22 protein-coding genes are annotated in these 26,631 nt (G+C 53.6%); 16 read left to right on the top strand and 6 right to left on the bottom strand.

Annotation, left to right across the window (positions count from 1 at the left end):
- Nucleotide 1 precedes the first annotated feature (1 nt).
- From RID21_RS01375 to gap, 6 genes are all read right to left on the bottom strand, one after another.
- A complete protein-coding gene (locus RID21_RS01375; protein ID WP_350186838.1) occupies nucleotides 2–1,981 on the bottom strand; it encodes an ATP-dependent helicase in 1,980 nt (659 codons plus the stop codon).
- A gap of 78 nt (nucleotides 1,982–2,059) precedes the next feature.
- The gene (locus tag RID21_RS01370; protein WP_350186837.1) at nucleotides 2,060–3,223 is read right to left on the bottom strand and encodes a serine/threonine protein kinase; all 1,164 of its coding nucleotides are present in this window, start codon (nucleotides 3,221–3,223) and stop codon (nucleotides 2,060–2,062) included.
- Nucleotides 3,224–3,428: 205 nt separating this feature from the next.
- On the bottom strand, nucleotides 3,429–4,283 hold the full coding sequence (gene accD / locus RID21_RS01365; protein ID WP_350186836.1) for an acetyl-CoA carboxylase, carboxyltransferase subunit beta: 855 nt from the start codon (nucleotides 4,281–4,283) through the stop codon (nucleotides 3,429–3,431).
- Nucleotide 4,284: 1 nt separating this feature from the next.
- On the bottom strand, nucleotides 4,285–4,959 hold the full coding sequence (locus RID21_RS01360) for a histidine phosphatase family protein (RefSeq protein ID WP_145040289.1): 675 nt from the start codon (nucleotides 4,957–4,959) through the stop codon (nucleotides 4,285–4,287).
- Nucleotides 4,960–4,974: 15 nt separating this feature from the next.
- On the bottom strand, nucleotides 4,975–5,679 hold the full coding sequence (rpe, locus tag RID21_RS01355) for a ribulose-phosphate 3-epimerase (RefSeq protein WP_350186835.1): 705 nt from the start codon (nucleotides 5,677–5,679) through the stop codon (nucleotides 4,975–4,977).
- 277 nt (nucleotides 5,680–5,956) lie between these two features.
- Nucleotides 5,957–6,979: a type I glyceraldehyde-3-phosphate dehydrogenase gene (gene gap, locus RID21_RS01350; RefSeq protein ID WP_145040293.1), complete on the bottom strand. Its 1,023-nt coding sequence runs from the start codon at nucleotides 6,977–6,979 to the stop codon at nucleotides 5,957–5,959.
- A gap of 520 nt (nucleotides 6,980–7,499) precedes the next feature.
- Between gap and RID21_RS01345 the strand changes: the two genes are divergently transcribed.
- The 16 genes from RID21_RS01345 (at nucleotide 7,500) to RID21_RS01270 (ending at nucleotide 26,606) form a co-directional block, all read left to right on the top strand.
- Complete coding sequence (locus tag RID21_RS01345; RefSeq protein WP_350186834.1) at nucleotides 7,500–10,178, top strand: hybrid sensor histidine kinase/response regulator; 2,679 nt, start codon at nucleotides 7,500–7,502, stop codon at nucleotides 10,176–10,178.
- Nucleotides 10,175–10,645, top strand: coding sequence for a chemotaxis protein CheW (locus tag RID21_RS01340; protein WP_145040298.1), 471 nt, complete (start codon nucleotides 10,175–10,177; stop codon nucleotides 10,643–10,645). Before RID21_RS01345 ends, RID21_RS01340 begins: the two co-directional genes overlap by 4 nt.
- 52 nt (nucleotides 10,646–10,697) lie before the next feature.
- Nucleotides 10,698–13,235 (top strand): methyl-accepting chemotaxis protein, encoded by a 2,538-nt coding sequence (locus tag RID21_RS01335; RefSeq protein WP_350186833.1) that lies wholly within the window; start codon nucleotides 10,698–10,700, stop codon nucleotides 13,233–13,235.
- Between the two features lie 315 nt (nucleotides 13,236–13,550).
- Nucleotides 13,551–13,919 carry a response regulator gene (locus tag RID21_RS01330; RefSeq protein ID WP_145040302.1) on the top strand — a complete coding sequence of 123 codons (369 nt, stop codon included), beginning with the start codon at nucleotides 13,551–13,553 and terminating at the stop codon, nucleotides 13,917–13,919.
- Nucleotides 13,916–14,962, top strand: coding sequence for a protein-glutamate methylesterase/protein-glutamine glutaminase (locus RID21_RS01325; protein WP_350186832.1), 1,047 nt, complete (start codon nucleotides 13,916–13,918; stop codon nucleotides 14,960–14,962). The genes RID21_RS01330 and RID21_RS01325 overlap by 4 nt, the downstream gene beginning before the upstream one ends.
- A gap of 14 nt (nucleotides 14,963–14,976) precedes the next feature.
- Nucleotides 14,977–15,819, top strand: a complete 843-nt coding sequence (locus RID21_RS01320) for a CheR family methyltransferase (protein ID WP_350186831.1) — start codon at nucleotides 14,977–14,979, stop codon at nucleotides 15,817–15,819.
- Between the two features lie 224 nt (nucleotides 15,820–16,043).
- On the top strand, nucleotides 16,044–17,357 hold the full coding sequence (locus RID21_RS01315; RefSeq protein WP_350186830.1) for a putative sugar nucleotidyl transferase: 1,314 nt from the start codon (nucleotides 16,044–16,046) through the stop codon (nucleotides 17,355–17,357).
- Nucleotides 17,358–17,809: 452 nt separating this feature from the next.
- Nucleotides 17,810–18,028, top strand: a complete 219-nt coding sequence (locus RID21_RS01310; RefSeq protein ID WP_350186828.1) for a hypothetical protein — start codon at nucleotides 17,810–17,812, stop codon at nucleotides 18,026–18,028.
- A 153-nt stretch (nucleotides 18,029–18,181) separates the two neighbouring features.
- Entirely contained in the window at nucleotides 18,182–18,469 is a 288-nt protein-coding gene (locus RID21_RS30685; RefSeq protein WP_502892600.1) for a ribosomal protein L7/L12, read from the top strand.
- 363 nt (nucleotides 18,470–18,832) lie between these two features.
- Nucleotides 18,833–19,813, top strand: a complete 981-nt coding sequence (locus RID21_RS01300) for a DUF1559 family PulG-like putative transporter (protein WP_350186827.1) — start codon at nucleotides 18,833–18,835, stop codon at nucleotides 19,811–19,813.
- A 45-nt stretch (nucleotides 19,814–19,858) separates the two neighbouring features.
- Nucleotides 19,859–20,323, top strand: a complete 465-nt coding sequence (locus tag RID21_RS01295) for a hypothetical protein (RefSeq protein WP_350186826.1) — start codon at nucleotides 19,859–19,861, stop codon at nucleotides 20,321–20,323.
- 334 nt (nucleotides 20,324–20,657) lie between these two features.
- Nucleotides 20,658–21,932 (top strand): hypothetical protein, encoded by a 1,275-nt coding sequence (locus tag RID21_RS01290; protein WP_350186825.1) that lies wholly within the window; start codon nucleotides 20,658–20,660, stop codon nucleotides 21,930–21,932.
- A 56-nt stretch (nucleotides 21,933–21,988) separates the two neighbouring features.
- Nucleotides 21,989–23,269, top strand: coding sequence for an ABC transporter permease (locus tag RID21_RS01285; RefSeq protein ID WP_350186824.1), 1,281 nt, complete (start codon nucleotides 21,989–21,991; stop codon nucleotides 23,267–23,269).
- Between the two features lie 10 nt (nucleotides 23,270–23,279).
- Nucleotides 23,280–23,969: an ABC transporter ATP-binding protein gene (locus RID21_RS01280; protein ID WP_350186823.1), complete on the top strand. Its 690-nt coding sequence runs from the start codon at nucleotides 23,280–23,282 to the stop codon at nucleotides 23,967–23,969.
- Between the two features lie 37 nt (nucleotides 23,970–24,006).
- Entirely contained in the window at nucleotides 24,007–25,656 is a 1,650-nt protein-coding gene (gene modA, locus RID21_RS01275; protein ID WP_350186822.1) for a molybdate ABC transporter substrate-binding protein, read from the top strand.
- Nucleotides 25,653–26,606: an ABC transporter permease gene (locus tag RID21_RS01270; protein ID WP_350186821.1), complete on the top strand. Its 954-nt coding sequence runs from the start codon at nucleotides 25,653–25,655 to the stop codon at nucleotides 26,604–26,606. Before modA ends, RID21_RS01270 begins: the two co-directional genes overlap by 4 nt.
- Nucleotides 26,607–26,631 lie beyond the last annotated feature (25 nt).

Below are 26,631 nucleotides of genomic sequence, written 5' to 3'. Positions count from 1 at the left end.
TTTAGTCTTCCTCTTCACCGTCTGTATTCCGCATTTCGAACAGGAAGCGGGAGGGTAACGTCGGCTGTTTCTTGCCCCACTTGGTTCGGGTAGCGGCGCGACTGAGCGTCAGGTAGTCCTGAGCCCGGGTAATGCCTACATAGGCGATCCGCCGTTCTTCTGCAATTTCCGCATCGGTCCCTTCGACGGACCGTTTGTGCGGGAGGAGTCCTTCTTCCATCCCGACCAGGTAGACACGCGGGAATTCGAGCCCCTTGGCACTGTGCAGCGTCATCAGTTTCACCGCATCTTGTGACAGTTTGTCTTCCTTGTCGTTGAGGTCGTCGCGATCTCCAAGAGCTGTTTCTTCCAGGAAGCCGGAGGGGCTGGGGGCGCTGGTTCGCGTGCAGTATTCTTTGATCGATTCAATGAACTGTTCCAGCACGACGAGCCGGGCCTGCTGCTGCTCGGAAGTCTTGTACTGTTTTCTGATTTCCGAGGCGTAGTCAATTTCCTGGATCAGTTCCTGCATGATTTGAGCCAGTTCCCGGGGGGACCGTTCGAGTCGGGCACGATAGCGGCGAATCAACTGGTGGAAGGCGCTCAGCGCAGAGCTGGCCCGCGGAGTCAGTTCGTTGGCTTCGCGGGCGGAATCGACCGTGTCCCAGAACTGGTGTCCTGCCTTGACGGCCTGGTTGACCAGTTTTTCGACCGTCCCGCTGCCGATGCCACGCGTGGGGGTGTTGATGATCCGCAGCATGGAGAGTTCGTCGTGCGGAAAGGCCAGTGTTTTCATGTAAGCCAGCAGGTCGCGGATTTCACGACGATCGAAGAAAGACTGGCTGCCAATTAACTGGTAGCGGACGTTGGTCCGACGGAGTTCTGTTTCGAAGACGCGGGGCTGTTCGTTGGTGCGGAACAGGATGGCGAAGTCGCGGAGCGGAATCTCCTGGGCTTCGTGCAGGTAGCGAATCTCGCCGATGATCTTCTCGGCTTCGGTCAATTCGTCGGCCAGTTCGAGGAAGCGGACCGGGGCTCCCATTTTCTTGTGCGCGACAAGCTGTTTCTTATGTCGGTCGCGGTTGTGTTTCACGAGCCGGTTGGCCAGGTCGATGATCTTGTCGGTGCAGCGGTAATTGCTCTCGAGGCGAACGACTTTGGCACCGGGGAACTGTTGCTGGAACCCGAGAATGTGACGGACTTCTGCACCGCGCCAGCCGTAAATCGATTGGTCGTCGTCCCCCACCACACAGAGGTTCTGATGCGGTTTGACTAAAGCGCGGATCAGATTGAACTGGGAGAGGTTGGTGTCCTGGTATTCGTCAATCTGCACGAAGTCAAACTTCTCCTGGACCTTCGCGAGGACATCCGGGAACTGCGAGAACAGATCATTGGTCAGCATGAGCAGGTCATCGAAGTCGACGGCACCGCTGGAGCGGAGTTTGGTCTGGTACTTGCGATACGCCATGGCGGCGAGGAAGTCGAAATCGTTTTCGGTGTAGTTGGTGGCCATCTCCGGAGAGACGTTTGCCATTTTCCAGGAGCTGATTCGGTTCAGCAGGTCGCCGGGACGGAGACTTTTGTCATTGACGCGGATTTCTCGAAGTGCCGCCCGGGCTGCGGATTCCTGGTCGCCCCGGTCATAGATCACGAATTTCTGGGGATAGCCCAGTGCGGTGATCTCTTCGCGCAGGATGCGGACGCAGAGTGAATGGAACGTGGAAATGAAGGGCTTGGACGGCAGGCGTTTGCCCATCAGACCGTTCATGCGTTCCTGCATTTCCTTGGCTGCTTTGTTGGTGAAGGTCACCGAGAGGATCTTGTTGGGAGTCACCCCCTGCCGGATCAGTTCCACCATGCGATAAGTAATCACACGTGTTTTGCCGGTACCGGCGCCAGCCAGAACCAGGAGTGGACCAGAGATTGTCGAGGCTGCTTCACGCTGTGCCGGATTGAGTGCGGAGAGATGACTGGAAGAACTGGGAGAGGAAGACAAGGACATATATCGGGATCAATTATCTGGCGTAAAACGGGTATGGGCAGCTGAGCTGAAGCGGTAACCGGCGGCGACGATTTCCGCTCAGTGACTTTCATCTTTTTTATCGGGTTTTGATCGGGGTGCCGGTTTTTTCTGAGTCGGGCGTTCCGGTTTCCGTGAGGCACTGGGTGATTTTTTCGCAGGTGCCTGCCCTGCTTCATTAGACTCTGATTTCGATTCCGTGGAGCGTCTGCTGGAACCGGGCTGTTTCTTTTTTCTCAACTTGGGGCGCGCCTGTTCGCTGCGCCGGGGCTGAGCGGGATCTGGTTGCTGTTTTCGACGGGCCGATTCTACTGTCTCCTGGTGAGGCACCGGAGTTTTCGCGGGAGCGGAACGCTGCTGTTCTTTATACGCCTGTTTGAACGGTTCAAGCATCTCGTTGATCGTCTGCCAGCGGTCTTGCGGGTAGAGCTCCAGCCCCTTCATGATCGCATCGGCAATACGGGGATCGAGATCTGGGAGCAGGTTTTGAATGTGCTCCGGTGGTGAATTGATATGTTGCAGGACCGCTTCCATTGTTTCGGCTGCTTTCCAGGGAAGCCGTTTGGTCAGCATCTCGTAGCAGGTCACAGCGTAAGAGAAGATATCTATTTTCTGGCTGGTCTTCTGGCGTTTGATGAGCTCGGGGGCCATGTAAGCGGCGGTACCGGTGCGGTTGCCGGGCTGCAGAAACGGAGGCGTATTGGGGACGACCAGTCCGAAATCGATCAGCTTGAGTTCGTGATCGTTGCTGACCATGATATTGCGCGGGCAGATGTCGCGGTGAATCCAGCCTTCATCATGAAAATACTGGATCGCTTCGCCCAGCTGGATCATGTATTTGAGGCAGTTGGTTTTCATGTCCTCGTTCTGGGCTTCCACCAGAAAGCTGAGACTGTAGCCTTCGATGAATTCCATGACGAGGAACTGTTCCTGATCGGTGGTCAGGCCATGTTCGTAAGTCTTGACGATGTGCGGGTGATTGAACTGGACTGCGATCTCCCCCTCTTTGGGTTTATCCAGTCCGACAAAGCGGGCTTCCAGTTCCTGCGTTTTGACTTTGTCCAGAATTTTAAGCGAAACGGTTTTGCCGGAATTGTAATCGCGGGCCCGCCAGACCTTTGACATGCTGCCCTGGCCCACGCGCCCGATGAGCTCAAAACGTTGCTTGATGTTCACACGGGGAACACGTGCTTCTTTGGAAAAGAGTCGCTTTAAAAAGTTCATGCATTCACCAGGGGCAGAGAGTGAATTCAGGACCAGGTTTCATCCCGGGCTCAGAAGAAGTTAACCGGCCCAACACTTCCAGTATAATTGCCAGCCTGACGAGACGCAAAGCGGTCCCCTGAAATCGACTGTTTCCAATCAGCGTTGACTGATGCGAACGATGGTCGGGATGGTCTCAGGGATTCGTTTTGAGGCTTTGGGGGAGTCAGACGCAATAGTCAATCAGTCGTGCCAGTTCCGAGCGGAGTCGGGGACGGGGAATGATGCGATCGACAAAGCCATGCTCCAGGAGAAATTCACTGGTCTGGAAGCCTTCGGGCAGCGAACTTTTAATCGTGGCTTCCACTACCCGCGGTCCCGCGAAACCGACCAGGGCTTTGGGTTCCGCGACGACAATGTCACCCAGTGAGGCGAAACTGGCGGCGACTCCCCCCATGGTGGGGTTGGTCAGAACTGAAATGAACAGCCCCCCCTTTTCGTGGTAGCGTCCCAGGGCTGCTGAAACTTTTCCCATCTGCATCAGGGAGAAGATCCCTTCGTGCATGCGGGCGCCCCCGCCGGAGCCACTGATGATGATCAGCGGGAGTTTGAGTTCCGTTGCCTGTTCGATGGCGCGGGTCAGTTTTTCTCCGACCACGGAACCCATGCTGCCCATGATGAAGGATGAGTCGGTAATGCCGATGACCAGCGGGCGACCACGCATGTAGCCTTTGCCAACGATGCAGGCATCTTTGAGTCCGGTTTTTTTCTGCTCCGCGACCAGGCGTTCTTTGTAGGTTTTGCTTTTGTCCGCAAACTCGAGCGGATCGCCTGCGGTGATGTCGGGATACCATTCTTCAAAGCTGTCCGGGTCGAGCAGCTGCTGGATCCGGGTGTGAGCCGAGATCGAAAAGTGGTGATCGCATTCCGGGCAGAGGCCGAGCCCCTGATCGACCTGTTTGCAGAACACGGTTGCGTTACAGGCAGGACAGCGTTGCCAGAGTCCTTCCGGCACCCCTCGCTTGGGGCGGGTGGTGTGGCTGAGCTTTGAATCGACGTTTGACTTGGGAGCAGAACTCATATTACTTAGCCTCCTCGTAGCGCCATTTTTCTGTATGGCAGCTTTGACCCTGTTGGGAATCCCTCTTTTCTGATTGATCGTCAAAATTTACCTGTTTTGAATCACTTTTTTTAGGGGGTGACTCAAGAATTTCCAACATTTCATTGTGACAGAAGCGTCCGGCGTGCTCAAAACAAATTTTTTCTTTCTGTTCGTTCCGCAGGAGGCTGGAAATGATCGTCGCCAGCGGTTCTGAAGCCACGATGGCGAAGTTCTGTTTCTTCTTCAGGTATTTCTGTAATGTTTTCTGGACCCTGTTGACCGCTTCCGAGGCGAGTTCCCCTTCAGGCGGGCAGACCGTTTCGGGAGATTCGGCCCATTGTTTGAGTAATTTGGGGTACTTCCGACGGACTTCTTCGTATTCCAGGCCTTGCCAGAGTCCCTGGTTCAGGTTTTTCAGGCCTTCCTTTTCCTTGACCGGGACGCCCAGGTTTTCGCCCAGCTGTTCGGCTGTTGACAGTGCGGGCTCTGATGAAGAAGTGATGATGGTTTCGATCCCCGCCTGTTCCAGCTGGGGAATCAGATTTCGAACCTGTTCTTCCCCTTTTGCGTTCAGTGGAAGATCCAGGGTACCTTGAATTCGCTCATCTTTATCAAAGTCAGTACAACCAGGACGTATGAGTACCACAGTTGGCATGTTTTTGAATCTCTTTTATGTTAAGGAAGCTGTCCGGCTTCTGGCTATCCGGGCCAGATCGCTGACAGCAGTTGCGTAATCGGGCTCATTAAAAATGGCGCTTCCGACCACGAAGTAATTGGCACCGGCCTGAGCTGCTGCGCCGATGGTATCTGGATCAATGCCTCCATCCACAGAGAGAATCGTTTCCGGAGAGATCATTGATTTCAATTGTCTGATTCGTTCGGGGCTGGTTTCGATGAAGGACTGCCCCCCAAAGCCAGGTTCCACGCTCATCACCAGCACCAGTCCGCAGGCATCCAGATACGGTTCAATCCGTTCCAGTGGTGTCTGGGGGCTGATCGCCAGACCGGGTAAGACCCCTGCCTCCTTGAGACGATCCAGCAGCCCCTGTGGTTCCGGCAGTGCTTCGATATGGACGGTAATCGAATCGCAGCCAGCCTTAATGTAGTCATCTACATACTTTTCGGGATTGCTGATCATCAGGTGGGCGTCGAAAAACGACTTGGTCAATGGTCTGACCCGCTCAATGAGCATGGCTCCGTAGGAGAGGTTAGGGACAAAATGCCCATCCATGACATCCCAGTGGAGTACGGGCGCCTGAGCGGCATCCAGCAGCTCGACCTCACGATGGAGGTTGCCGAAGTCACACTTCAGCATCGAGGGAGCAATTACCGGTGCAGCTGATAACAGTTTGTGTTTGGTATTCGAGTCAATCATAGAATTCAGGAATAATATACAACTCAAAGCCAAAAGCAAGAGCTCTGAATCGTTCGCATCAAGAGTTTGATTTCTTGCGAGTTTTATGAATGGGGGTACTGCTTTTATTTATAAGCGGACTATTTTGACGATCTCAGGGATCATAGTCTAGTGGAAAGTAGAAACACCTGTCCTTGTGTGTAGATGAATTACTCTGGAAAAACAGCCGAGATGAAAACCATCTCGGCTGTTTTCGTAGTTCCGTCTCTAAATCATATTCTTTAAGGTTAGACGATGATTAGAGTTGCGCCAGACGAGCGATCATGTCGGCCGTCCGGTTTGAGTAACCGTATTCGTTGTCGTACCAGCTCAGGACTTTGATCATGTTGCCGCCGATCTGGGTGGTCCAGCTGGCGTCAAAGATGGAGCTGTGAGTGTTGCCGATGATGTCACTGGAGACGATCGGATCGGTGTTGTACTCCAGGATGCCTTTCAGTGGGCCTTCAGCGGCTGCTTTCATGGCAGCGTTGACATCGTCAGCTGAGACGTCTTTGCTGAGGGTTACTACCAGGTCAGTAATTGAACCAGCGGGCACCGGAACACGCAGGCTGAGGCCGGTCAGTTTGCCGTTCAGGTCGGGCAGAACCAGACCAACGGCTTTGGCAGCACCGGTGGTGGTCGGAATGATGTTAACAGCGGCAGCACGGGCCCGCAGCGGGTCGGAGTGCAGCTGGTCAGAAACACGTTGGTCGTTGGTGTAAGCGTGCACTGTGGTCATCAGACCGTGCTCAATACCGAAGTTTTCGTGAATGACTTTGGCCATGGGAGCCAGGCAATTGGTGGTACAGCTGGCGTTGGAAACACAGTTGTGCTCTGAAGTCAGCTGATCATCGTTAACGCCGAAGACAACGGTCATGTCCGGAGTGTCTTTAGCAGGAGCGGAAATCACTACTTTACGAGCACCAGCGGTGATGTGGCTGTCGTAACCGGGGTTGCCGTCTGCTTCACGTTTGGTGAAGAAACCGGTGGATTCCAGAGCCACTTCGACTCCGAGTTCTTTCCAGGGCAGATTGCGAGGATCGCGTTCTGCACAGACGCGTACGGTTTTACCGTTGACGATCAGGTTGCTGCCTTCCGCTTCGACAGTTCCGGGGAAACGACCCTGAACACTGTCGTACTTCAACAGCCACGCCAGTTTCTGAGGATCACCCAGGTCGTTGATGGCAACCACTTCGAATTCGTCGGGACGGGCAGCCAGTGCTCTGAATGTGATACGACCAATGCGTCCAAAACCGTTAATACCTACCTTTACAGCAGCCACAGGACTCACTCCTTACATCTGAATGAAATTTATATCTATCTGTTGACGGCAGATCCGCTGGAAGACAATTCCTCGGGGATCTCGATGCGCGTACTTTGTAACTCGTTTTCGGGGCTGATTGTAATAGTCTATGCACGGCCACACAACCGAACGCAGCAACTCGTTTGAGTTCTTAATAATTCAACATTGTTAAGTATTTGTGCGTGTGCTGGGTGACTGGCGAATGTTCCGGGAGATTGTGTGCGAATTTACTGGACAGATACTATTCTCGGGCGCTGGCATGTGACAAATTTCGACAAGTATTCCCCTCCCTGCGCGAAGTCTGAATCACACGACCTAAAGGGGCTCCAGCAAAAATGACGATAGTGCTTGAGAGGAGAATACTTACATCTAGAGGGAATATATCGACAGATCATGCATCGGGGAACGTTGATAAGACTCTGTCTGTAAGTAACTTAGCTCCTCCCGCCAGGTCTCAAATTTACTCTATATTACGTTCCCTAATCACCAGGACGGGCTGATGGACGATATTCTGCAGGAGTTTTTGGCAGAAAGCTGGGAAAACTTAGGTCAACTCGACTCTGAAATCGTTGAGTTGGAAAAGGATCCTCAGAATGCTGAGCTGATTGCCAGCATCTTTCGGACGATTCATACGATTAAGGGAACCTGCGGTTTTCTGGGACTTACGAATCTGGGAGCGGTCGCGCATTCGGCTGAAAATGTGCTGGGTAAGATGCGCGAGCGGATGATGGAAGTTTCTCCCGGAGCGATTTCTCTGGTGCTGGAAGCCGTCGACAGTATTAAAGAACTGTTGCAGGGGCTGGAAGCGACCGGGGAAGAACCCAAGACCGATCATTCAACTCTGACCGGCATGCTGGATGACCTGGCAAATCTGGCTACGGCCCCGGTGGCAGAACCTGCCGCTGCTTCGGAAACGGTGGCCACTACAGAACCGGCAGAGATCGGTGCTCCTGCAGTTGCGGCACCCTCCCCTGCAGAATCAGCACCCATCGAATCTGAACCGGTTGCTCAACCAGTGGCTGAAGCTCCCTCGCCAGAGGCCAGAACACCAGAACCGACGCCAGCTACTCCCGAAGTCGTGGCGGATGCGACAGACGACGGGGCTAAGGCTGCGAAGGTCAGCGTCGCCGATCTTTCGATTCGCGTGAATGTGAATGTTGTCGACAGCCTGATGAATCTGGTCGGGGAACTGGTACTGACACGAAATCAGCTGCTGCAGCTGGCGCGGGGAGATGAGGAATCAAAGTATGCAGCACCGATCACCCATTTGAACCGGGTGACAACCGATTTGCAGGAAGGGGTGATGAAGACCCGTATGCAGCCAATCGGAAATGCCTGGAATAAACTGCCCCGCCTGGTGCGTGACCTGTCTCAGGTGACACATAAACATATCGAACTGGTGATGACCGGTGCGGAAACCGAACTCGACCGCACCGTGCTGGATGCCATCAAAGACCCATTGACCCATATGGTTCGCAACTCGGCTGACCATGGGATTGAAGCTCCCGAGATCCGTAAGACCAACGGCAAGCCGGAATCGGGAACCATTCATCTGAATGCCTATCATGAAGGCGGTCATGTGATAATTGAAATTCAGGACGACGGGGCCGGCATCAGCCGCGAACGGATTCTGAAAAAGGCAATTTCACAGGGGTTGATCAACGAAGCCGATGCCGACTCGATGACGGACAGCTACGTCTTTTCCATGATTTTCCAGCCTGGTTTTTCGACGGCGGAACAGGTGAGTTCCATTTCCGGCCGAGGCGTGGGAATGGACGTCGTACGGACCCAGATTGAAAAAATCGGCGGGACTGTCGACCTGAATTCGAAGATGGGGAAAGGAACAACTGTCCGGATCAAGATTCCGTTGACGCTGGCGATTGTCTCAGCCCTGGTACTTGAGAGTGGTGGTCAGCCATTCGCGATTCCTCAGTTGGGTGTCGTCGAACTGGTACGTCTCTCCGCCGAAGACCGTACGAAAATTGAAACAATTCATGACAAGAAAGTCTTCCGTCTGCGGGATCGCCTGCTGCCGCTGGTGCATCTGAATGAAGTCCTGCAACTGGAAGAAGTGTCACTTGAAGATGATGACGATCTACACGATACAAACATCGTGGTAGTCCAGGTTGGCGAAGACCAGTTCGGGCTGATCGTTTCGCGGATCTTCGACACGGAAGAGATCGTAGTCAAACCGGTGGGACGCCTGCTGAAAAACATTGGCCTGTATCAGGGAACAACAATTCTTGGTGACGGGCGGGTTGTGATGATCCTCGATGTCGGGGGAATCTTCAACCAGTGCGGTGGCAGTTCCTCGCACTCGCAGGCAGTGACTGAAGAAAATAACTCTGGAGCCGGACGGGAAACGATCAGCATGCTGCTGTTCGATGTCGGCGACAATGAAACCATGGCTGTTCCGCTTTCGCTGGTGGCCCGACTGGAAGAGTTCCCGCTGGACAGCATTGAACTGAATGGCGGCCGGAAAGTTGTGCAATATCGAGACAACCTGCTGCCGTTACTTTCGGTGGAAGGTGCCGGTTATGGTGGTGGAGAAACCATTGATCCGCAGCCTGTGGTGGTATTCTCGGAGAACAGCCGATCGATGGGCCTGATGGTCAGCGAGATAAAAGACATCATTGACGAGCAGCTTGTGATCCGCATGCAGTCCGATCGACCGGGCGTACTGGGGACGGCAATCATCGGTAAGAATGCCATCGATGTGATTGATACTCAATATTACGTGATGCGTTCCACCCCCAACTGGTTTGCCAAGGTGGAAGACAAGAAATCATTCCGGGTGCTGGTGGTTGATGATTCAATGTTCTTCCGTCAGCTGGTCGCGACCGCTTTGGAGACGGCAGGTTACTCTGTGGCAACCTGCGACAGCTGCGTGGCAGCGGTAGAGATTCTGGAGCGCAATGCGAATTTCCAGGCGATTGTTACCGATCTCGACCTGCCAATGATGGATGGCTTCGAATTCTGTGAATGGGTGAAAGAACAGTCGAACATGCAGGAGACCTGCGTGCTGGCAATGACCTCTTCCAACAGCAGTGCAGATCAGACGCGGGCCACCGAGGCCGGCTTTGACCAGTACCTGGTCAAATTCAATTCTCACGAACTCATTTCCTGTCTGGATGAGCATTTTGCCCGGACGAAACATAATGCAGGAGTCAATGCATGAGCCTTACAGCGACTGATTCAACCAGCGGCATGGAGTCGCAGTTAGATTATTCGAGTCAGTATGTCTCGTTCCGCGTGGATGGTCAGCTTCTGGGAATTCCTGTGAATATGGTGCAGGAAGTCCTGACTGAGCAGGTGATTTCACCGACTCCCCTGGCCCGCCCTGAAATTAAAGGGTTGCTGAACCTGCGGGGACAGATTGTGACGGCGGTCAGCCTGCGGAAACGACTGGGACTGCCTGACCTGGACAACGAAGAATCAATGAATGTCGTAACGCGGCTGGGAGGCGAGTCTTTCAGTCTGCTGGTCGACGAAGTGGGAGACGTGATCAACGTTTCCGGACGTTCGATGGAACCGGTACCCCGGACTTTGGATCCACACTGGCGCTCGGTCACGATAGGAGTGTTTCAGCTGGACGAGGGGCTGTTCGTCATCCTGGATGTCGAAACAATCCTGAATTTTGACTGAGTTTCGTTCTCTTTCCGGCGCATTTTAAAAGGGCCAAATCGTGGATTTAAATGTGACTGCACTTCGAGAATCGTTCGAGCTGGTGGCGCCCCGGGCCGACCAGCTGGCAGAGCGGTTCTATGAGAAGTTATTCGAAGATTATCCCGATCTTCTGCGCTATTTTACGCATACCGACTTTTCCGAGCAGCGGGGAAAACTGATTCAGGCACTGGTGCTGGTGATGAAGTCACTGGAAAATCCCACTGCCCTGACCCGGGTCCTGCATCAACTGGGAAAAGAACATGACGAAATGGGTGTCCAGGAGGACGATTACCCACCTGTCACACAAACGCTGTTGAGTGTGCTGGCTGAGTTTGCCGGCGAACACTGGAGTGATGAACTGGAAGACGCCTGGGATCAGGCACTGACAGCGGTAGCAAACCTGATGATTGAAGGAGCCAAAGACTCAAGTCGCGCTAAGCAACTTCAATCAGCGGCTGCCGGGGGCTCAACAGGAGCCGACTTTGAAGCGGAAGCGTCTGACGTGGACCCTGCTCTGACTTCAGAGGCTTTAAACGAAACAGAAACCGAACAGTCTATTCGATCTGAAGAGCAGATCAACCATCCTAAGGAGAAGAGTGAAATGTCGATTGATTCAGTACAGAATACGGGACAGAGCGCGGCTACTGAACGGTCGCAGAATCTTGATCAGTTTTACGGCATTGTGGAATTCAGTCCACAGGCCACCTTGTTTGTCAGTGCTCAAGGCGAGTTGACCTACATCAACCGCAAGGGACAGGAACTGCTGAATCAACTCAGCGGCGAACTGGGGCTGACACCACAACAGGTTGTCGGTGGCAGCATCAATCAGCTGGCTGCCCGCATTCCTGAACTGCAGACCGCGATTACCGGTCTGGTGGGAGAAAAAACGATCACCGCTCCTGTGGGACAACGTTATCTGGAAATCAGTCTGTCTGCTGCCAGCGGTGAGTCTGGTGAGAGTGTCGGAACTGTCATGACCTGGAAAGACATCACCGAGACCATCCAGCAGGAAGAAGAGAACTGCGACCTGTCCGGTCAATTGGGTGCAATCAGCGATGCCCAGGCTGTGATTGAATTCAAGATGGATGGTACGATCATCAAGGCCAACGACAATTTCTGTAAAACGGTCGGTTACTCTCTTGAAGAAATTCAGGGTAAACATCACCGGATGTTCGTAGACAGCGAGTTTCAGAACAGTCCTGAATATCAGGAATTCTGGGAAAAACTGAATGCCGGGATTAACCAGGTTGCTGAGTACAAACGCATCGGTAAAGGCGGAAAAGAGATCTGGATTTCCGCCTCTTATAATCCCATCAAGAACAAGAGTGGGAAACTGGTGAAGGTCGTCAAATATGCGACAGACATCACCGAGAAGAAGCTGGCTGAAGCCGAGATGGTGCGTGTGCAGAACATGATGGACAACATTCCTATCAATGTGCTGCTGGCCAATCGCGATTTCGAAATGGTTTACATGAACCCTGCATCTTACAAGCAGCTGAAAGCCATCGAGCATCTGCTGCCCAAGCCCGTTGATCAGCTGGTTGGTCAGAGCATCGATATTTTCCATAAGAATCCAGAGATGCAGCGGCGGATGCTGGCTGATCCGTCCAACTTGCCTCACCGGGCAAAAATCAAGGTGGGCGACGAAACTCTGGACCTGCTGGCAACAGCGATCACCGACAAGGAAGGCAATTACATCGGCCCGATGGTCAGCTGGTCTCTGATTACCGATCAGGTCAAGCTGGCTGATGATTTCGAAAGCGAAATTCAGGGCATCGTAAGTGTCGTTACCTCTTCTGCTACAGAAATGCAGGCCAGCTCGAAGAGCCTGTCTGACATGGCTGATGAAACGGCTCGCCAGTCTCAGGTTGTGGCTGCAGCCAGTGAAGAAGCAACCCGCAACGTGGAGACCGTCTCCTCGGCTGCGGAAGAGTTGAGTGCTTCAATCAGCGAGATTGCCCGTCACGTACAGGAACAGTCGCACATGACCTCACAGGCTGTGGGTGAAGCAGATCGTACGAATGAGACCATCAAAGAACTGGGTGATGCCAGCAGTGAAATTGGTCAGGTCGTGAAAGTGATTACTTCGATTGCTCAGCAGACTAACCTGCTGGCTCTGAACGCGACCATTGAAGCAGCCCGGGCCGGTGAAGCTGGTAAAGGGTTTGCTGTGGTAGCGAACGAAGTCAAAGAACTGGCGCGCCAGACTGCACGTGCTACGGAAGAAATCAGCGAGAAGATCTCTGCAATCCAGGGATCGACGAACATCGCGGTTTCAGCCATCGGTTCGATTGGAGAAAGTATTCGTAAGATCAACGAAATTTCCACAACAATCGCGAGTGCGGTTGAGGAACAGACCGCAGCGACGAACGAGATTTCCCGTAATGTCGCGGAAGCGGCTCGCGGAACTGCCGAAGTGACCAACAACATTTCGGGTGTTTCCCAGGCAGCCAGCGAGAGTGGAACGGCAGCAAACGACATGCTGGCCGCTGCTCAGGGGCTGACTCAGGAATCGGTCAAGCTGGACGAAGCTGCTGCCAACTTCCTGAAGCGGATGCGTTCCATCTAAGCAGGTCGGCCCTGGCGGGCAGACACTGCTGGTCAATCAAATCAACCGTCAGTCTGAGCTCATGTATATTTACAAATGCCAGGTCTGACGGTTTTTTTGTTTTAACAACGAGACTGAGGTTCAGGCAAAACACTCAAACCTGCTGAAAATTAAGGATTTTGGACTTTGCCAGACTCCGGCACAAAAACGTGTCCTAGACTTCGAATGAGAAAAGAAACGACCGCCTGTCCGCGGGGTGCGATTGTAAGAGATTCACCAGTTCTGCGGGTCGGCATTTGATTAAACGATAACTTACATACTGGGAGACCGGTGATAATGAAAACGGTATTACTTGTAGACGATTCCCGTGCAGTGCGACTGGTTGGTCGCCGCATGATGGGGGCGTTTGGCCTGGAAGTTCTGGAAGCGGAAGATGGTAAACAGGCTCTGGAAGTCGCACGTGCGAATCCGGAACTGGATGCAATTTTACTGGACTGGAACATGCCGATCATGGATGGGATGGAGTTTCTGACAGCACTGCGTGCAGAAGATCGTCAAAAGCAGCCCATCGTGGTGATGTGCACTACGGAAAATGATATGCCCCGCATCGTGCAGGCGATGCAGGCAGGTGCCAACGAGTACATCATGAAGCCGTTCACTGAAGACATCATCCGCGACAAGTTTGAAGAGACAGGTGTTTTGTGAGCCGTTCGGTAATCAAAGTACTTCTGGTTGATGACTCGGCTGTGATTCGTGGATTAATGACGCAGGCAATTAATCTCGATGATCAGATCAGTGTTGTCGGTTCCGCAATGCACGGTCAGGCTGCGTTGACCTGGTTGAATACACACCAGGCGGATGTCGTTGTGCTCGATGTGGAAATGCCGGTGATGGATGGGATCAGCTGTCTGAAGCAGTTGAGACAAAGCCATCCTGACCTGCCGGTAATCATGGCCAGTTCTCTGACCCGTGCCGGTGCAGAAATTACTCTGCAGGCGCTGGATCTGGGAGCCGCCGGATGTGTTGCCAAACCGGTCGCTTCAAACGCGGCTGAGGCAATCGCCCAGATGGCTCAGGATCTGTTGCCTTTAATCAAGGCACTGGTTCGAGGCAGGCAGACCGACTCTCAGAGTCTGACCCAACTGCAGGTGCGTACGACCGCGTCTCCTGTAAAAACTCCCATGGTACTGGTCATCGGATCCAGCACGGGAGGGCCCAATGCTCTGAAAACAGTATTGTCCGCCCTGCCCGAGAAGTTTTCGCTGCCGATTCTGATTGCCCAGCATATGCCACCCTTGTTTACACGAACACTGGCGGAACATATCCAGCGGGATACCTGTCGACCGACTTCAGAAGCGGTTGATGGTGCTTTGATTGAAAGAGGTCATATCTACATCGCTCCAGGTGATTATCACATGGTGGTCGACAAGCAGAATGACCGTATGGTAATTCGACTGAATCAGGAAGCGCCCGAGCATTTCTGCCGTCCCTCAGTCAATCCGTTATACAACTCCGCAGCGAACTGGTATGGCAGTTCGGTGCTGGCGGTGATGTTGACCGGGATGGGAGATGACGGTATCGAGGGAGCCCGAACGATCAGTGAACGTCAAGGTTATATTATCGCACAAGATGAACGAAGCAGTGTTGTCTGGGGAATGCCTGGCGCTATCGCCAAGGCAGGACTGGCCAACCAGGTGCTGCCACTCAGAAATATTGCCTCTGAACTGGCGCGACTTTGTTCTTTATAGAAAGTGGTGTTCCCGTGTCTCCAGAAGATTATAATTTCATAACCAGCTTTTTGCTGGATACAACAGGTCTGTCTCTCGGCGAGAATAAAGAGTACTTGCTGGAAGCCCGCCTGGTTCCGCTGGCCCAGTCACATGGTATGAACGGGGTCGAAGATCTCGTGCTGGCACTCAAATCGAGTATCGATCCCAGTTTGAAAAAAGACGTGATGGAAGCGATGACGACGAATGAGTCTTCGTTCTTCCGTGACAGACGTCCTTTCGATGAACTTAAAAATTCGATCTTACCGAATCTGATCGCCGAACGGAAAACAACCCAGCGGCTGCGGATCTGGTGTTCCGCCTGCTCTCACGGGCAGGAGCCTTACAGCATCGTCATGCTGATCCGCGAACATTTCCCGGAACTGGCCAACTGGAATATTCAGATCGTCTCGACCGATCTCTGCACCAAAGCACTGAATCGTGCCCGGGGTGGGATCTATTCCCAGTTTGAAGTTCAGCGTGGTTTGCCTGTACAATTGCTGATGAAGCACTTTGATCAGTGCGAACAGGGCTGGCAGATCAAACCGGAAATGGGAGCCGGAATTCAGTGGAAACACCTGAACCTGCTGGAAGATTTTCAGCACCTGGGCATGTTCGACATCGTCTTCTGCCGTAACGTCCTGATTTACTTCAAGCCTGAGACCAAGAAAGACATTCTCGACCGCATCAGCCGACAGATGTCGTCTGCCGGTGTGTTACTGCTGGGAGCAGCGGAAACAGTACTGGGGATTTCAGATAACTATACCAAGCTGCCCGAATGTCAGTCGGCCATTTATCGACTGGCAAACTCGAGCCCGCTTTCAGCTGGAATTCGCTGAATCCGCCAGGCAGGAAGCCTTTCCGGGAAGATAGAAATATTAAGAAAATTAATATTCTTTTCGGATCCATCCCTGTCCGTGAAGATCAATTCTCTCTTATTAAATAGCCTTTTCTCACCCGTGCATATCTGTTATTAATGCACGGGTGGAAGGTCAATCAGGAGTCAATAATTGATGTTTCACACCTGCTTTTCAGCTGATTTCGCACAGGGAAGTGCCCGATAATGCGGCTTGCCATTTTTGAAGATCATTCTGCTCTGCAATTCTCGCCGGTCTCGCTCATGCGACCGGTGTTTGAACTGCTGTGTGGTACCTGTTCGCTCCGCGAGCGACTACTACGTACCCTGCCCGTTTCGGAATGGGGCGTTCTGATCCGTCCGGTGCTGACAGAAGTCTATGCAGAAGCGCATGCGGAGGCCCGCATCAATGATGCACTCTGGTTAAGTGAAGCCCCCACCCTGCTGGTGAATGGCCGCTGGCTGCCCTCCAACGAGGATCTGAAACAGCTTGCCAGTGCTTCGTATGAAACAGTCGGGATGCAGGGGAACTGTGTAGCCTACCTGCTGCTGGATCCGGAAGAGTCAGTGCTGCTGACGACCGAAGCCTGGGATGACGCGATTGACCAGATCGCTGCTACCCGTAAACCAGTGGCTGTGCAGGGACCGGAGCTCCGCTATCCCTGGGACCTGGTGAATCAGAACCGTCAGCAGTTGCTGGAGGATTTCGCACTCACGTCAGATAGCTTTGCCTCGGGCGGCGATGCCCGCAACCTGACGCTCGTCGGTTCTCCGGATCTGGTCCGGATTGCTGAGTCGGCTGAGATCGATCCCTTTGTCGTCTTTGATACGCGCCAGGGACCGGTTGTGGTAGAAGCTGAGGCCCAGATTCAGGCATTCACCCGGATCGAGGGACCCGCCTACATCGGTCGAGGAACCCGTCTGTTCCGCGCGAATTTCAAAGCGGGAACCAGTGCCGGCCCGTTCTGCCGACTGGGAGGCGAGATTGAAGAGTCGATCATTCACGGCTATGCGAACAAATACCATGACGGGTTTCTGGGACACTCTTATATCTGTCCCTGGGTAAACCTCGGAGCGCAGACCAGCAACAGCGATCTCAAAAACGATTACTCCAACGTCAAGGTTCCCATCTCGGGTTATCCCGTTGATACCGGGGCCGTGAAGGTGGGATGTTTCATCGGCGACCATACTAAAACCGGGCTCAACAGCCTATTCAATACCGGCACCTCGGTAGGCGTGATGTCGATGGTCCTCCCCACGGGAGAACTACTGCCGAAGCACATTCCCTCATTTTCCCGGTTCTGGCTGGGCCGGATCGACGGTCAGATTGATCTGGACGGCATGCTGCAACTGGCAGAGACTTCGATGCAGCGGCGGGGAATGAGCCTGACCACTGCCCAGCAGAAACTGCTGAAACAGCTGCTGGATGAGAGTGCCGACGAACGCGAAACCGCGATTCAGTGGTGGGATCAGAAGCTGGCTTCCCGTGGTCCCCAGCCTTCCCTGCCTGCAGAACACTGATTTTCAGTTCAAAGTGTCGACCTGCTGTCACAGTCAGACAAACCAGCGAACTTGTACGGCGTTCGTGTTGTCTTAACAGTGCGTCAGTCACCAGCGTCAGAGAGGTGCTGGGACTTGAGCGAAATCTGAGTGAATTCCGCTATTTCGTAAGACTTATCATCTTGATGTAAGAATGTCGCAAAAACGAGGACACTCGTGAGAGCGGCCCGAGGGGCGTTGTCATTCTTACCAGTCCACTGGTGAACTCAAGAGTCTGGCTTTACAGGCATTTACGTTCGCATCCAGACGCAAATCTGTTTTTTGGCAGGTTTGGTACAGTCCTTGCGATTCTTCCAATTATCAGGCTTATCCGCAGGAGATCAGCCCGGCAATGACTGATGAGCCAGTCATCGCTGAGAAAGCAAACGAGACAACCAAAAAGTGATATAAAAATGAAACAGGAGAAGAAGGTCATGTCAGAACAGGTCATGGAAGAGTTGTGGAACGGTTTATCCCCCGCAACCAACAGTATGGAACTGGCGAATGCAGTCATCGATCGTCTGCAGGAGCTGAATATCGATCTGCAGGACGTTTCACTGGCCGAGATGAAAAACCTGCTGGCGAAAGCCTGCACCCATCAGGCGGAGCGACAGATGCGGAATCCCCGTCTGTCCGATTGCCTCGTTTCCTAGACCGGGGTTGTGGGAGAGGGGCGCGATCCGGTTGATGATTCCAGCAGAAATTACTTGAACCAGTTGCATTTCCAATGCTAAAACGGAAATGCGTGGGAACAGCTTAAGCGAGCCTGTTGTTTTCCATGTGACGACAACAGGCTCGCTTTTTTAATGAAAGGCACCTCAATGGACGACACTTCCGCAGAAAATTCTCAACCCAATGCCGGTGACTCTGACCAGACCAAAGCCATGGAACAGATTGTCGAATCGCTCCGCCAGGGGAATAAAATCGAGGCCATCAAAGAGTACCGGGAACTGACCGGTTCCGGGCTGAAAGAATCGAAAGAAGCCATTGAAGCTTTGATTCAGAAATATGAGATCCCGATGAAGTCGGGCTGTGCCTCCCTCCTGTTGATCGGGCTTTCCTCGACGCTGCTGCTGGTTTTTGTCTGCTGGTAACCTGGTCGGGGATTGTGTGATACGCTCAGTTCCCCGGCATCGCTCTCTTTAAATCCTGGTAACCGCGTCTGCCTGTCAGGCGAATTTGCTCCCCCTGGCAGAGATTAACAAGAGGTTAATTTCTTTTTTTATAAAACTCCTAAACAAATCTTAAATCTTCTTGAGCACCTGCCTGTCGTATGTATACTCGATTATGTAAGCAGATTAAGTCGCTCGGATTTCTCTCTTAAGATCTTTCACTTCTATTCGATAAAGCTTTCCGGAAATCCATTCATCCTATCTCCCCGGAATATCGGACTGGATGGCTCAGACCGGACCTTAATAATTCATGATTTCTTATCGTTTTTTTATTAGGAGTGCGTCATGTCTTTCAGTCCTCTTCAGCGGAGACGCGGATTTACATTAATTGAACTACTGGTCGTGATCGCCATCATCGCGATTCTGATCGCCCTGCTCCTGCCTGCGGTCCAGCAGGCCCGCGAAGCAGCCCGTCGTGCCAGCTGTAAAAACAAGCTCAGACAAGTCGCGTTAGCCCTGCACAACTACCACGATGCTCACAGTGTCTTTCCCCCCGGCGGAATCACCTATGGCTGGTGTACCCTGGCAACTCCTGATCCCGGGCGTACGACCCACAACAAAAACGGACTCTGTCTGTTGCTGCCTTATCTGGATCAGGCACCTTTGTATAACCGACTCAACCTGGATACCGCCAACAGTGCGCAGAATACCGGGTACTGTTGCAGCTACGGCGGGGCATCAAGTCCCCTGGCAGGTAACCCGGCGGACAATGCCGATGAGATGGCTGTCCTGCTGGACGTTTTCCTCTGCCCTTCGGATTCCGGGTCGACACATCTCGGAACCGGAGCTCCTTATGGAACCTCTGTCGCGCCCGGTCCGGCCAAAACCAATTATGAACTGAGTGCCGACCAGACAATCGACTGCAACCTCTGGTCGAGACAGGCTCCGAATGCCCGCAAGATGTTCGGCGAGAACAGCCGGTGCCGGATTCGCGATGTCAAAGATGGAACCTCAAACACGCTGATGGTCTGCGAGACGACGCGTACCGTTGCCAATGGCGAACCTCCGGCCTGGGGGATGCGTGGCTGGGTGACTACAGGCGGGGATATCGATCCCGGGATTAACGTCTGGGATATCCCGACCGGCTGGACGCGACCCGATACCGGAAACCTCAACAGCTGGGGCCAGGTGGGAAGTCTGCATACCGGCGGGGCGCACTTTGGTCTCGGTGACGGATCGGTCCGCTTCATTTCGGAAAATACAGACCTCACTCTGTTGAGACGACTGGGAACCATTTCAGACGGTTTCGTCGTCGAAATTCCCTAGTTCTAAGTTACAACCTGAGTTTAAAATTCTAGCGTGAGGTACTTCATGAGACTTATTCCAGGGAAGCGTACGGCTCTGGGAGCCATGTTGCTGATGTGCAGTTTCTGTGTTGGCTGCGGTGGCAAACCTGAGGGGCCGGAACTTGGTCCCGTCACCGGGGTGGTTCTGCTCAATGAAGAACCACTGGAAAATGCAGACCTTTTCTTTATGCCCATTGAAAGCACCCCCGGCGTGGGGGGGCAGGGGCGATCCAAAGAGGGAGGCAAATTTGAAGTGGTTTATTTTCGGGGCGGCGAAGGTTTACCGGCGGGCACCTATCGTGTGGCCGTCAGTTACCGTCTGATGCCCGATGGTACACCCGTACCGGAAGGAGACGATACCCCTCCGATTGAATCCCCGGCCACGGAGTCGTTGCCCGCGAAATACTCGAGCAAAGACAATTCAGAACTGCAGGTGAAAGTCGAACCGGGGCAGCCGATCGAACTGAAACTGACTGGCAAGAAGAAGTGAGCCGTTACCGGTCCCGTTCAGTGGACTGGACCGGGAATGAGAAACAGAAAAAGACAGGTATTCTGAAGATGAGCGGGATGCCTGTCTTTGTTTATGCGCTTTGGAGAGAAACGGAGGAAGTTGAGATGCACATAATTTCTCCCGTTTTCAGGCGGAAAACCTGTTCTCAGAAAAGTTTCCTAATGAAATCATCTTTTCTTCACATTTACCACACAATTTGTCATCATATTATGTGCTGGATTGAATTTACGTGGTCAGCACTTAAGCTGAATACGGTGAATGATTTCCCGATAGCAACCCGCCCGACCTGACCCCCTCCTCGAAAGGTGATTGCATGAGACGGTTATTAACACCATTGACTCTGCTAAGCGCCCTGTTAACGACTTCTGTCATCTGGGCCTGTTCCGTTCCCGTATTTCGGTACGCGCTCGAACGCTGGCCCGCAGATCAATACAGCGCCGTCGTGTTTCACCGCGGTCCGCTTCAACCGGAACAACAGCGTGTCGTCGATCTGTTTGCCAGGGAGGGGGCTGTCGCCCGGCAGTCAGCGAATGTTGAACTGAAACTGGTCGACCTGGATGCCGACCCGGCACCACAGGATCTGGAACTCTGGAAGCGACAGGATTCCCAGACATTGCCTCTGCTGGTCATGCGGACTCCCCTGCCCGCTCCGGTACCGGTGGGCTTCTGGTCGGGAGAACTGACCGAAGAAAACGTCTCGCGGCTCATCGATTCTCCCTTGCGTCAAAAGATTGCCAAACAGCTGATTAACGGTCAGACCGCGGTCTGGGTCTTTCTGGAATCTGGTGACGCGGAACAGGACAAGGCCGCACTGGAGCAGCTCAAAGCCGAACTGAAGCGGATGGAAAAGACACTCAAACTCCCAGAAATCGAACAGGCTGATATTGAACAGGGACTGGTCAGCGTCGCACCGGAGAGCCTCAAGCTTAAATTCAGCGTGGAAACCTTGTCTCGCAAAGAGGCGGCAGAAGACTATTTCACCCGGATGCTGATCGCCACCGAAAACGACCTGCATGAGTTCAGCGACGAACCGATGGCACTGCCGGTGTTTGGTCGTGGGCGCGTGCTGTATGCTCTGATCGGCAAAGGCATCAATCCCGGGACCATCGAGCAGGCCTGTCGGGATCTGACGGGGCCCTGCACCTGCCAGGTGAAAGACCAGAATCCGGGGACCGACCTGCTGATGGCGGTCAACTGGGAGAAACTGGTGACACCTACTCCCCAGGAAGAAAAAGAGATTCCCGACCTGACCGGACTGACCAGCTTCTCAAAACAGGGAGCTGATGCAGCACAGGGGCTGTCGATGTCGAAAGAAAAAGAACAGAAATCGGATCAGGCGACACCGAAAACAGAGAGCGTTTCTGCAGAACAGACCGCTCAGGCGGAACCGGCTAAGGCCGAAACGAAAGTCCAGACGCAGGAGAGTGATTCCGCTGATGCAGGTACAACCGAGCTCCCTGCTGCGGGAACCACAGAAGCGGCTCAGAGTAGCTCGCTGTTACGGAATCTTTCGATCCTGGCTGTGCTGGCAATCGTGATCGTGCTGGCTGCGAGCTACATCGTTATGGGACGTAAATCAGAGAGTTGAAATTTCAGATCTGTATCTGAATCCTTCACTCCATCAGGAAATCAAGAGCGGGCATTATGTCAATTTTTCATCTGATTCTTCAGGAAATGCAGCACCGGAAAATGAATTTTCTACTGGGGCTGCTGTCGGTGATCGTTGCGGTCGGCTGTCTGATTGCCGCCCTGACTCTGCTGCAGGCGGAGGAAATTCAAACCGCCCTGATTCTGCAGCAGAAGGAAGACGAGGTCAAACAGGCAGGAGCCGAACTGAAAGACGCGATGCGGAAGATTACCAAGGGGCTCGGGTTTAATATTCTGATCCTCCCTGCCGACCAGGACCTTGAAGAATTTCACCTGACCGGCGTTGTCTCGGGAACGATGCCCGAGGACAATATGCGGAAGCTGTCCGAATCGAAAATCGTCACCATCAACCACATGCTGCCGATGGTGGCGAAGAAGGTGACCTGGCCCGAAAAGGAACTGGATATCATTCTCACCGGCACCCGCGGTGAAGTGCCCCAGTTGCACCGGGCTCTGAAGAAACCACTACAGCAACCCGTGCCTGCAGGGGCAATGGTGCTGGGATATCAGGTACAGAAGAAAACTGGTCTCAAAGCGGGCGACGAAGTCCAGCTGATGGGCAAAGGGTTCAAGGTCGCCAAAGTCTTCCCCGAACGGGGGAACGCCGACGACAGTACCGTCTGGATCAATCTCAAAGAAGCACAGCAACTGCTGGGTATGGAAAATCTGCTGAATGCCATTCTGGCTCTGGAATGTAACTGTGCTACCGAAGATCGAGTCGCAGAAATCCGCAAAGATGTGGCTGAGATTCTGCCCGGCACCCAGATCATCGAACGTGGCCCACCAGCCCTGGCCCGCGCCGAAGCACGCAACACGGCGGCTGCGACTGCGGTCGCTTCATTGGAGCAGGAAAAAGCCAATCGGATTAAACTGATCGAACGGCATGCGAGCTTCGCCGCGATCCTGGTGCCTCTGGTGGTGCTGGGGTGTGGCGCCTGGATTGGTTTCCTTTCACTGGAAAACGTCCGCCGTCGAGCGACCGAGATCGGAATTCTGCGGGCGATTGGCGTACGTTCCTCCCAGGTCTTCGGAATCTTTATCATCAAAGCACTGCTGATCGGCCTCGTGGGGGCGTTGATTGGCTATTTTCTGGGCTATTGGATCGGCGTTACCTGGGGTGACCTGCCTGCCGCTGCAGATCCGGCGCAGGTCCTCTTTTCGGGACGCTGGTTATTGTTGAGCCTGGTGTTCGCCCCCCTGCTGTCGAGTCTCTCCAGTTGGATCCCTGCCCTGCTGGCGTCCCGCCAGGATCCTGCCACCATTCTCCAGGAAGGATGATTACATCACGATGTTACTTGAACTGGAACAACTGTCGAAATCATTCAAGTCCGGTCCGGGCCGTGTCCAGGCAGTAGACGGCGTAAGCCTGACTGTCGCTGCGACTGAGTTCGTAGCAATTCAGGGACCCAGCGGCTGTGGAAAGTCGACACTGTTGCTGATGGCGGGGGGACTGCTCAGCCCCGATTCCGGCCAGGTGCTGATTGAAGGGACCAATCCGTATCGTCTTTCGAGTGATCAACGGGCCCGTTTCCGTTCACAACATCTGGGCTTTGTGTTTCAGCAGTTCCACCTCGTGCCTTACCTGAATGTGCTGGACAACGTCTTAACGCCGGCCTTGGCATTAATTCGGAGTCAGGCCCGGGAGCGGGCCCGTGCATTGATTGAACAATTTGGCCTGGAACAGCGTCTGCATCATACCCCGGCCCAGTTGAGTACCGGGGAAAAGCAGCGGGTCGCACTGGCCCGCGCCCTGTTTCATCAGCCCAAAATTCTGCTCGCGGATGAGCCGACAGGTAACCTGGACAGCGAGAACTCCACTATTGTCTTGAACGCACTCAGTCAGTTTGCCGCCGATGGTGGTTGTGTTTTGATGGTCTCGCACGATGACCAGGCAGTACAGTCGGCGCAACGCGTGTTGGGGATCAGGGATGGTCGCCTCGTGACTCCTCAAGAATGTGAATCGTTAGTCAACTCCTGAGAATCAATTTTGCTCAGTCAGTATACAGGACAAGAGAATGAAACATCCCGCTCCTCAGCCCCGAATTCAGGTCTGCTCTCAATCAGGCCGCAGCGGAAAAGTGTCAGGCCTGGTGATCGCCGGCGGCTCGGTCGTCTTTCTGGTGATCATGCTGGTCCTGCTGGTTTATACGCCGCCTAAAGATACTCCTTCGTCGTCTACGACAAAGTCAGACTCAGCCAGTTCACAGACAGACGAATCCAAAAGTGGTGACTCTGCTGCTGATCCGGAAGAGAATGCCCTGTTGATGTACTGTGCCGCGGGGATCAAACCGCCGGTTGCCGCGATGGCAGCGCAATTTGCCGAAGAAGAATTTGGCATGCCGGTTCACCTGCAGTACGGCGGATCCGGAACCCTGCTGAGCAATTTGCAGGTGGCGAAAAAAGGAGACCTCTACCTGGCAGCCGATACCAGCTACATCGAGATTGCCCGTGAAAAGGGGTTGGTCGATGAAGCTGTGAGCGTGGCCCGAATGCATCCGGTGATCATGGTGCAGAAAGGGAATCCGAAGGGTATCAAGTCGATCGATGATCTGCTCAAAGAGAATGTCACCGTGGCTCTGGCGAATCCCGATGCCGCCTCGATTGGCAAATTGACCAAAAAAGTTCTGACGAAACAAGGTAGATGGGAATCCCTTTCCAAGTCAGCCCGGGTGTTTAAGCCGACGGTATCGGAAATTGCAACCGACGTGATGCTGGGGGCCGTTGATGCCGCGATTGTCTGGGATGCGACTGTGAATCAGCATCCGGAAAAAGCAGATATGGTGGATGTGCCCGAGTTCACCGAAGCGATCAAGAATGTAACCGTAGGCGTGTTGACCTCTACGGAAAAGCCCCGGGAAGCGTTGATGTTTGCCCGTTATCTGCAGGCGCCCGAAAAGGGGCAGAAAGCGTTTGCGGAACTGGGATATGAGACTGTTAAAGGTGACAAGTGGGACCCACATCCGACCATCCTGCTGTTCAGCGGCGGTGTGAACCGGCTGGCGATTCAGGATACGCTCAAAGAGTTCGAGGAGCGCGAAGGGGTGACGATCAATACGGTGTTTAACGGCTGTGGCATTCTGGTGGGCCAGATCAACAGTGGTCAACGTCCCGATGCGTACTTCGCCTGTGATACTTCTTACATGGTGCAGGTGCAGCCCAAGTTCAGCATTCCCCTCACCGTGGCGGAAACCGATATGGTGGTGATCGTCGAGAAAGGAAACCCGAAGCAGATCAAGTCCGTCTATGATCTGGCCGGCAAGGATGTGCGGGTTGGCCTGGCGCATCACGAGCAGAGTGCCCTGGGCGCATTGACGAAAAAGCTGCTGACTTCCCTGAAAAAAGATGATCAAAATTTGTATGACCTGGTACAGCCCAATGTCAAAACCAATACGCCGACTGCAGATCTGCTGGTCAATCAGTTGCGTACCGGCTCGCTTGATGCTGCGATAGTTTACCGGGCGAATCTGCCTTACGTCAAAGACAAAGTCGAGATCATTGAGATCAAAGAGGGAGATCCCCTGGCTGAACAGCCGATTGCAATTCTGAAAACGACCGATTATCCGAATCTGATGCAGCGACTGGTGGATAAACTGACCGCTACGCCTTCGCGTGGCATTTTCGAATCCATCGGCTTCCGCTGGCGGATTACACCGGAGTCACTATGAGTGCGTCGAATTCTGAAGAACCTCCTCGCACATGGAAGTCGCGTTCTGATCTCCCCTTTTATGCCGTGTTCGTGGCCGTCAGTGCCGTTTACATTCTGTTGATCGTGGCCATGCTGGCTGCGGAGACGACGTATACGACTCCCGGTCATATCATGCGGTCGTTTCAGAAGCCGGAAATCCGCTATGCGATCTGGTTGAGCCTGGTTTCCTGTGCGATTACGACTGTGCTTTCGCTTTGGGTCTCGGTACCTATTGGCTACCTGATGTCGCGGCATCAGTTTCCGGGAAAGACACTGATCGACGCGATTCTGGATATTCCAATCGTGCTCCCTCCCCTGGTCATCGGACTTTGTCTGTTGATTCTGTTTCAGATCCAGTTACCCCAGTTTGAATGGCTGAATGAAATGGTGGCGGCGAAGTCTGGCATTGTGTATGACAAGGCGGCTGCTGCGGCCGGCGCGGACCAGACACAGTCACTGGATGAGTTGATTCGCAAGATCACGAAAGTGCTGTTTGGGCGCGCCATCGGGGTGACGTACGAAATTCCGAGTATCATTCTTGCACAGTTCATGGTGGCCTGTGCCTTTGCCGTGCGGACGATGCGGGTCACTTTTGACCAGATCGGTCCCCGCTATGAACAGGTGGCGTTAACCCTGGGATGCAACCGGGGACAGGCTTTCTGGCGGGTTGTCTTTCCCCAGGCCTATCGGGGTCTGCTGGCTGCAGCGACCCTGGCGTGGGCCCGCTCGCTGGGAGAATTTGGCCCGATTCTGATTTTTTCGGGGGCGACCCGGATGAAAACCGAGGTGCTGCCGACAACCGTGTTTCTGGAACTGACCGTGGGAAATATCGAGGGGGCCGTAGCCGCTTCACTGATTATGGTCGTTTCCGCCCTGATCGTGCTGGTGATTGCCCGCATGTTTGGTCTGACACGCTCGGCGGCGATATAAAAGAAAATTTGGCGGTACACTGCAC

It is taken from the genome of Gimesia sp., assembly GCF_040219335.1.
In the GTDB taxonomy this organism is placed as follows: Bacteria; Planctomycetota; Planctomycetia; order Planctomycetales; family Planctomycetaceae; genus Gimesia.
This window is presented reverse-complemented; position numbering and strand designations above follow the sequence as displayed.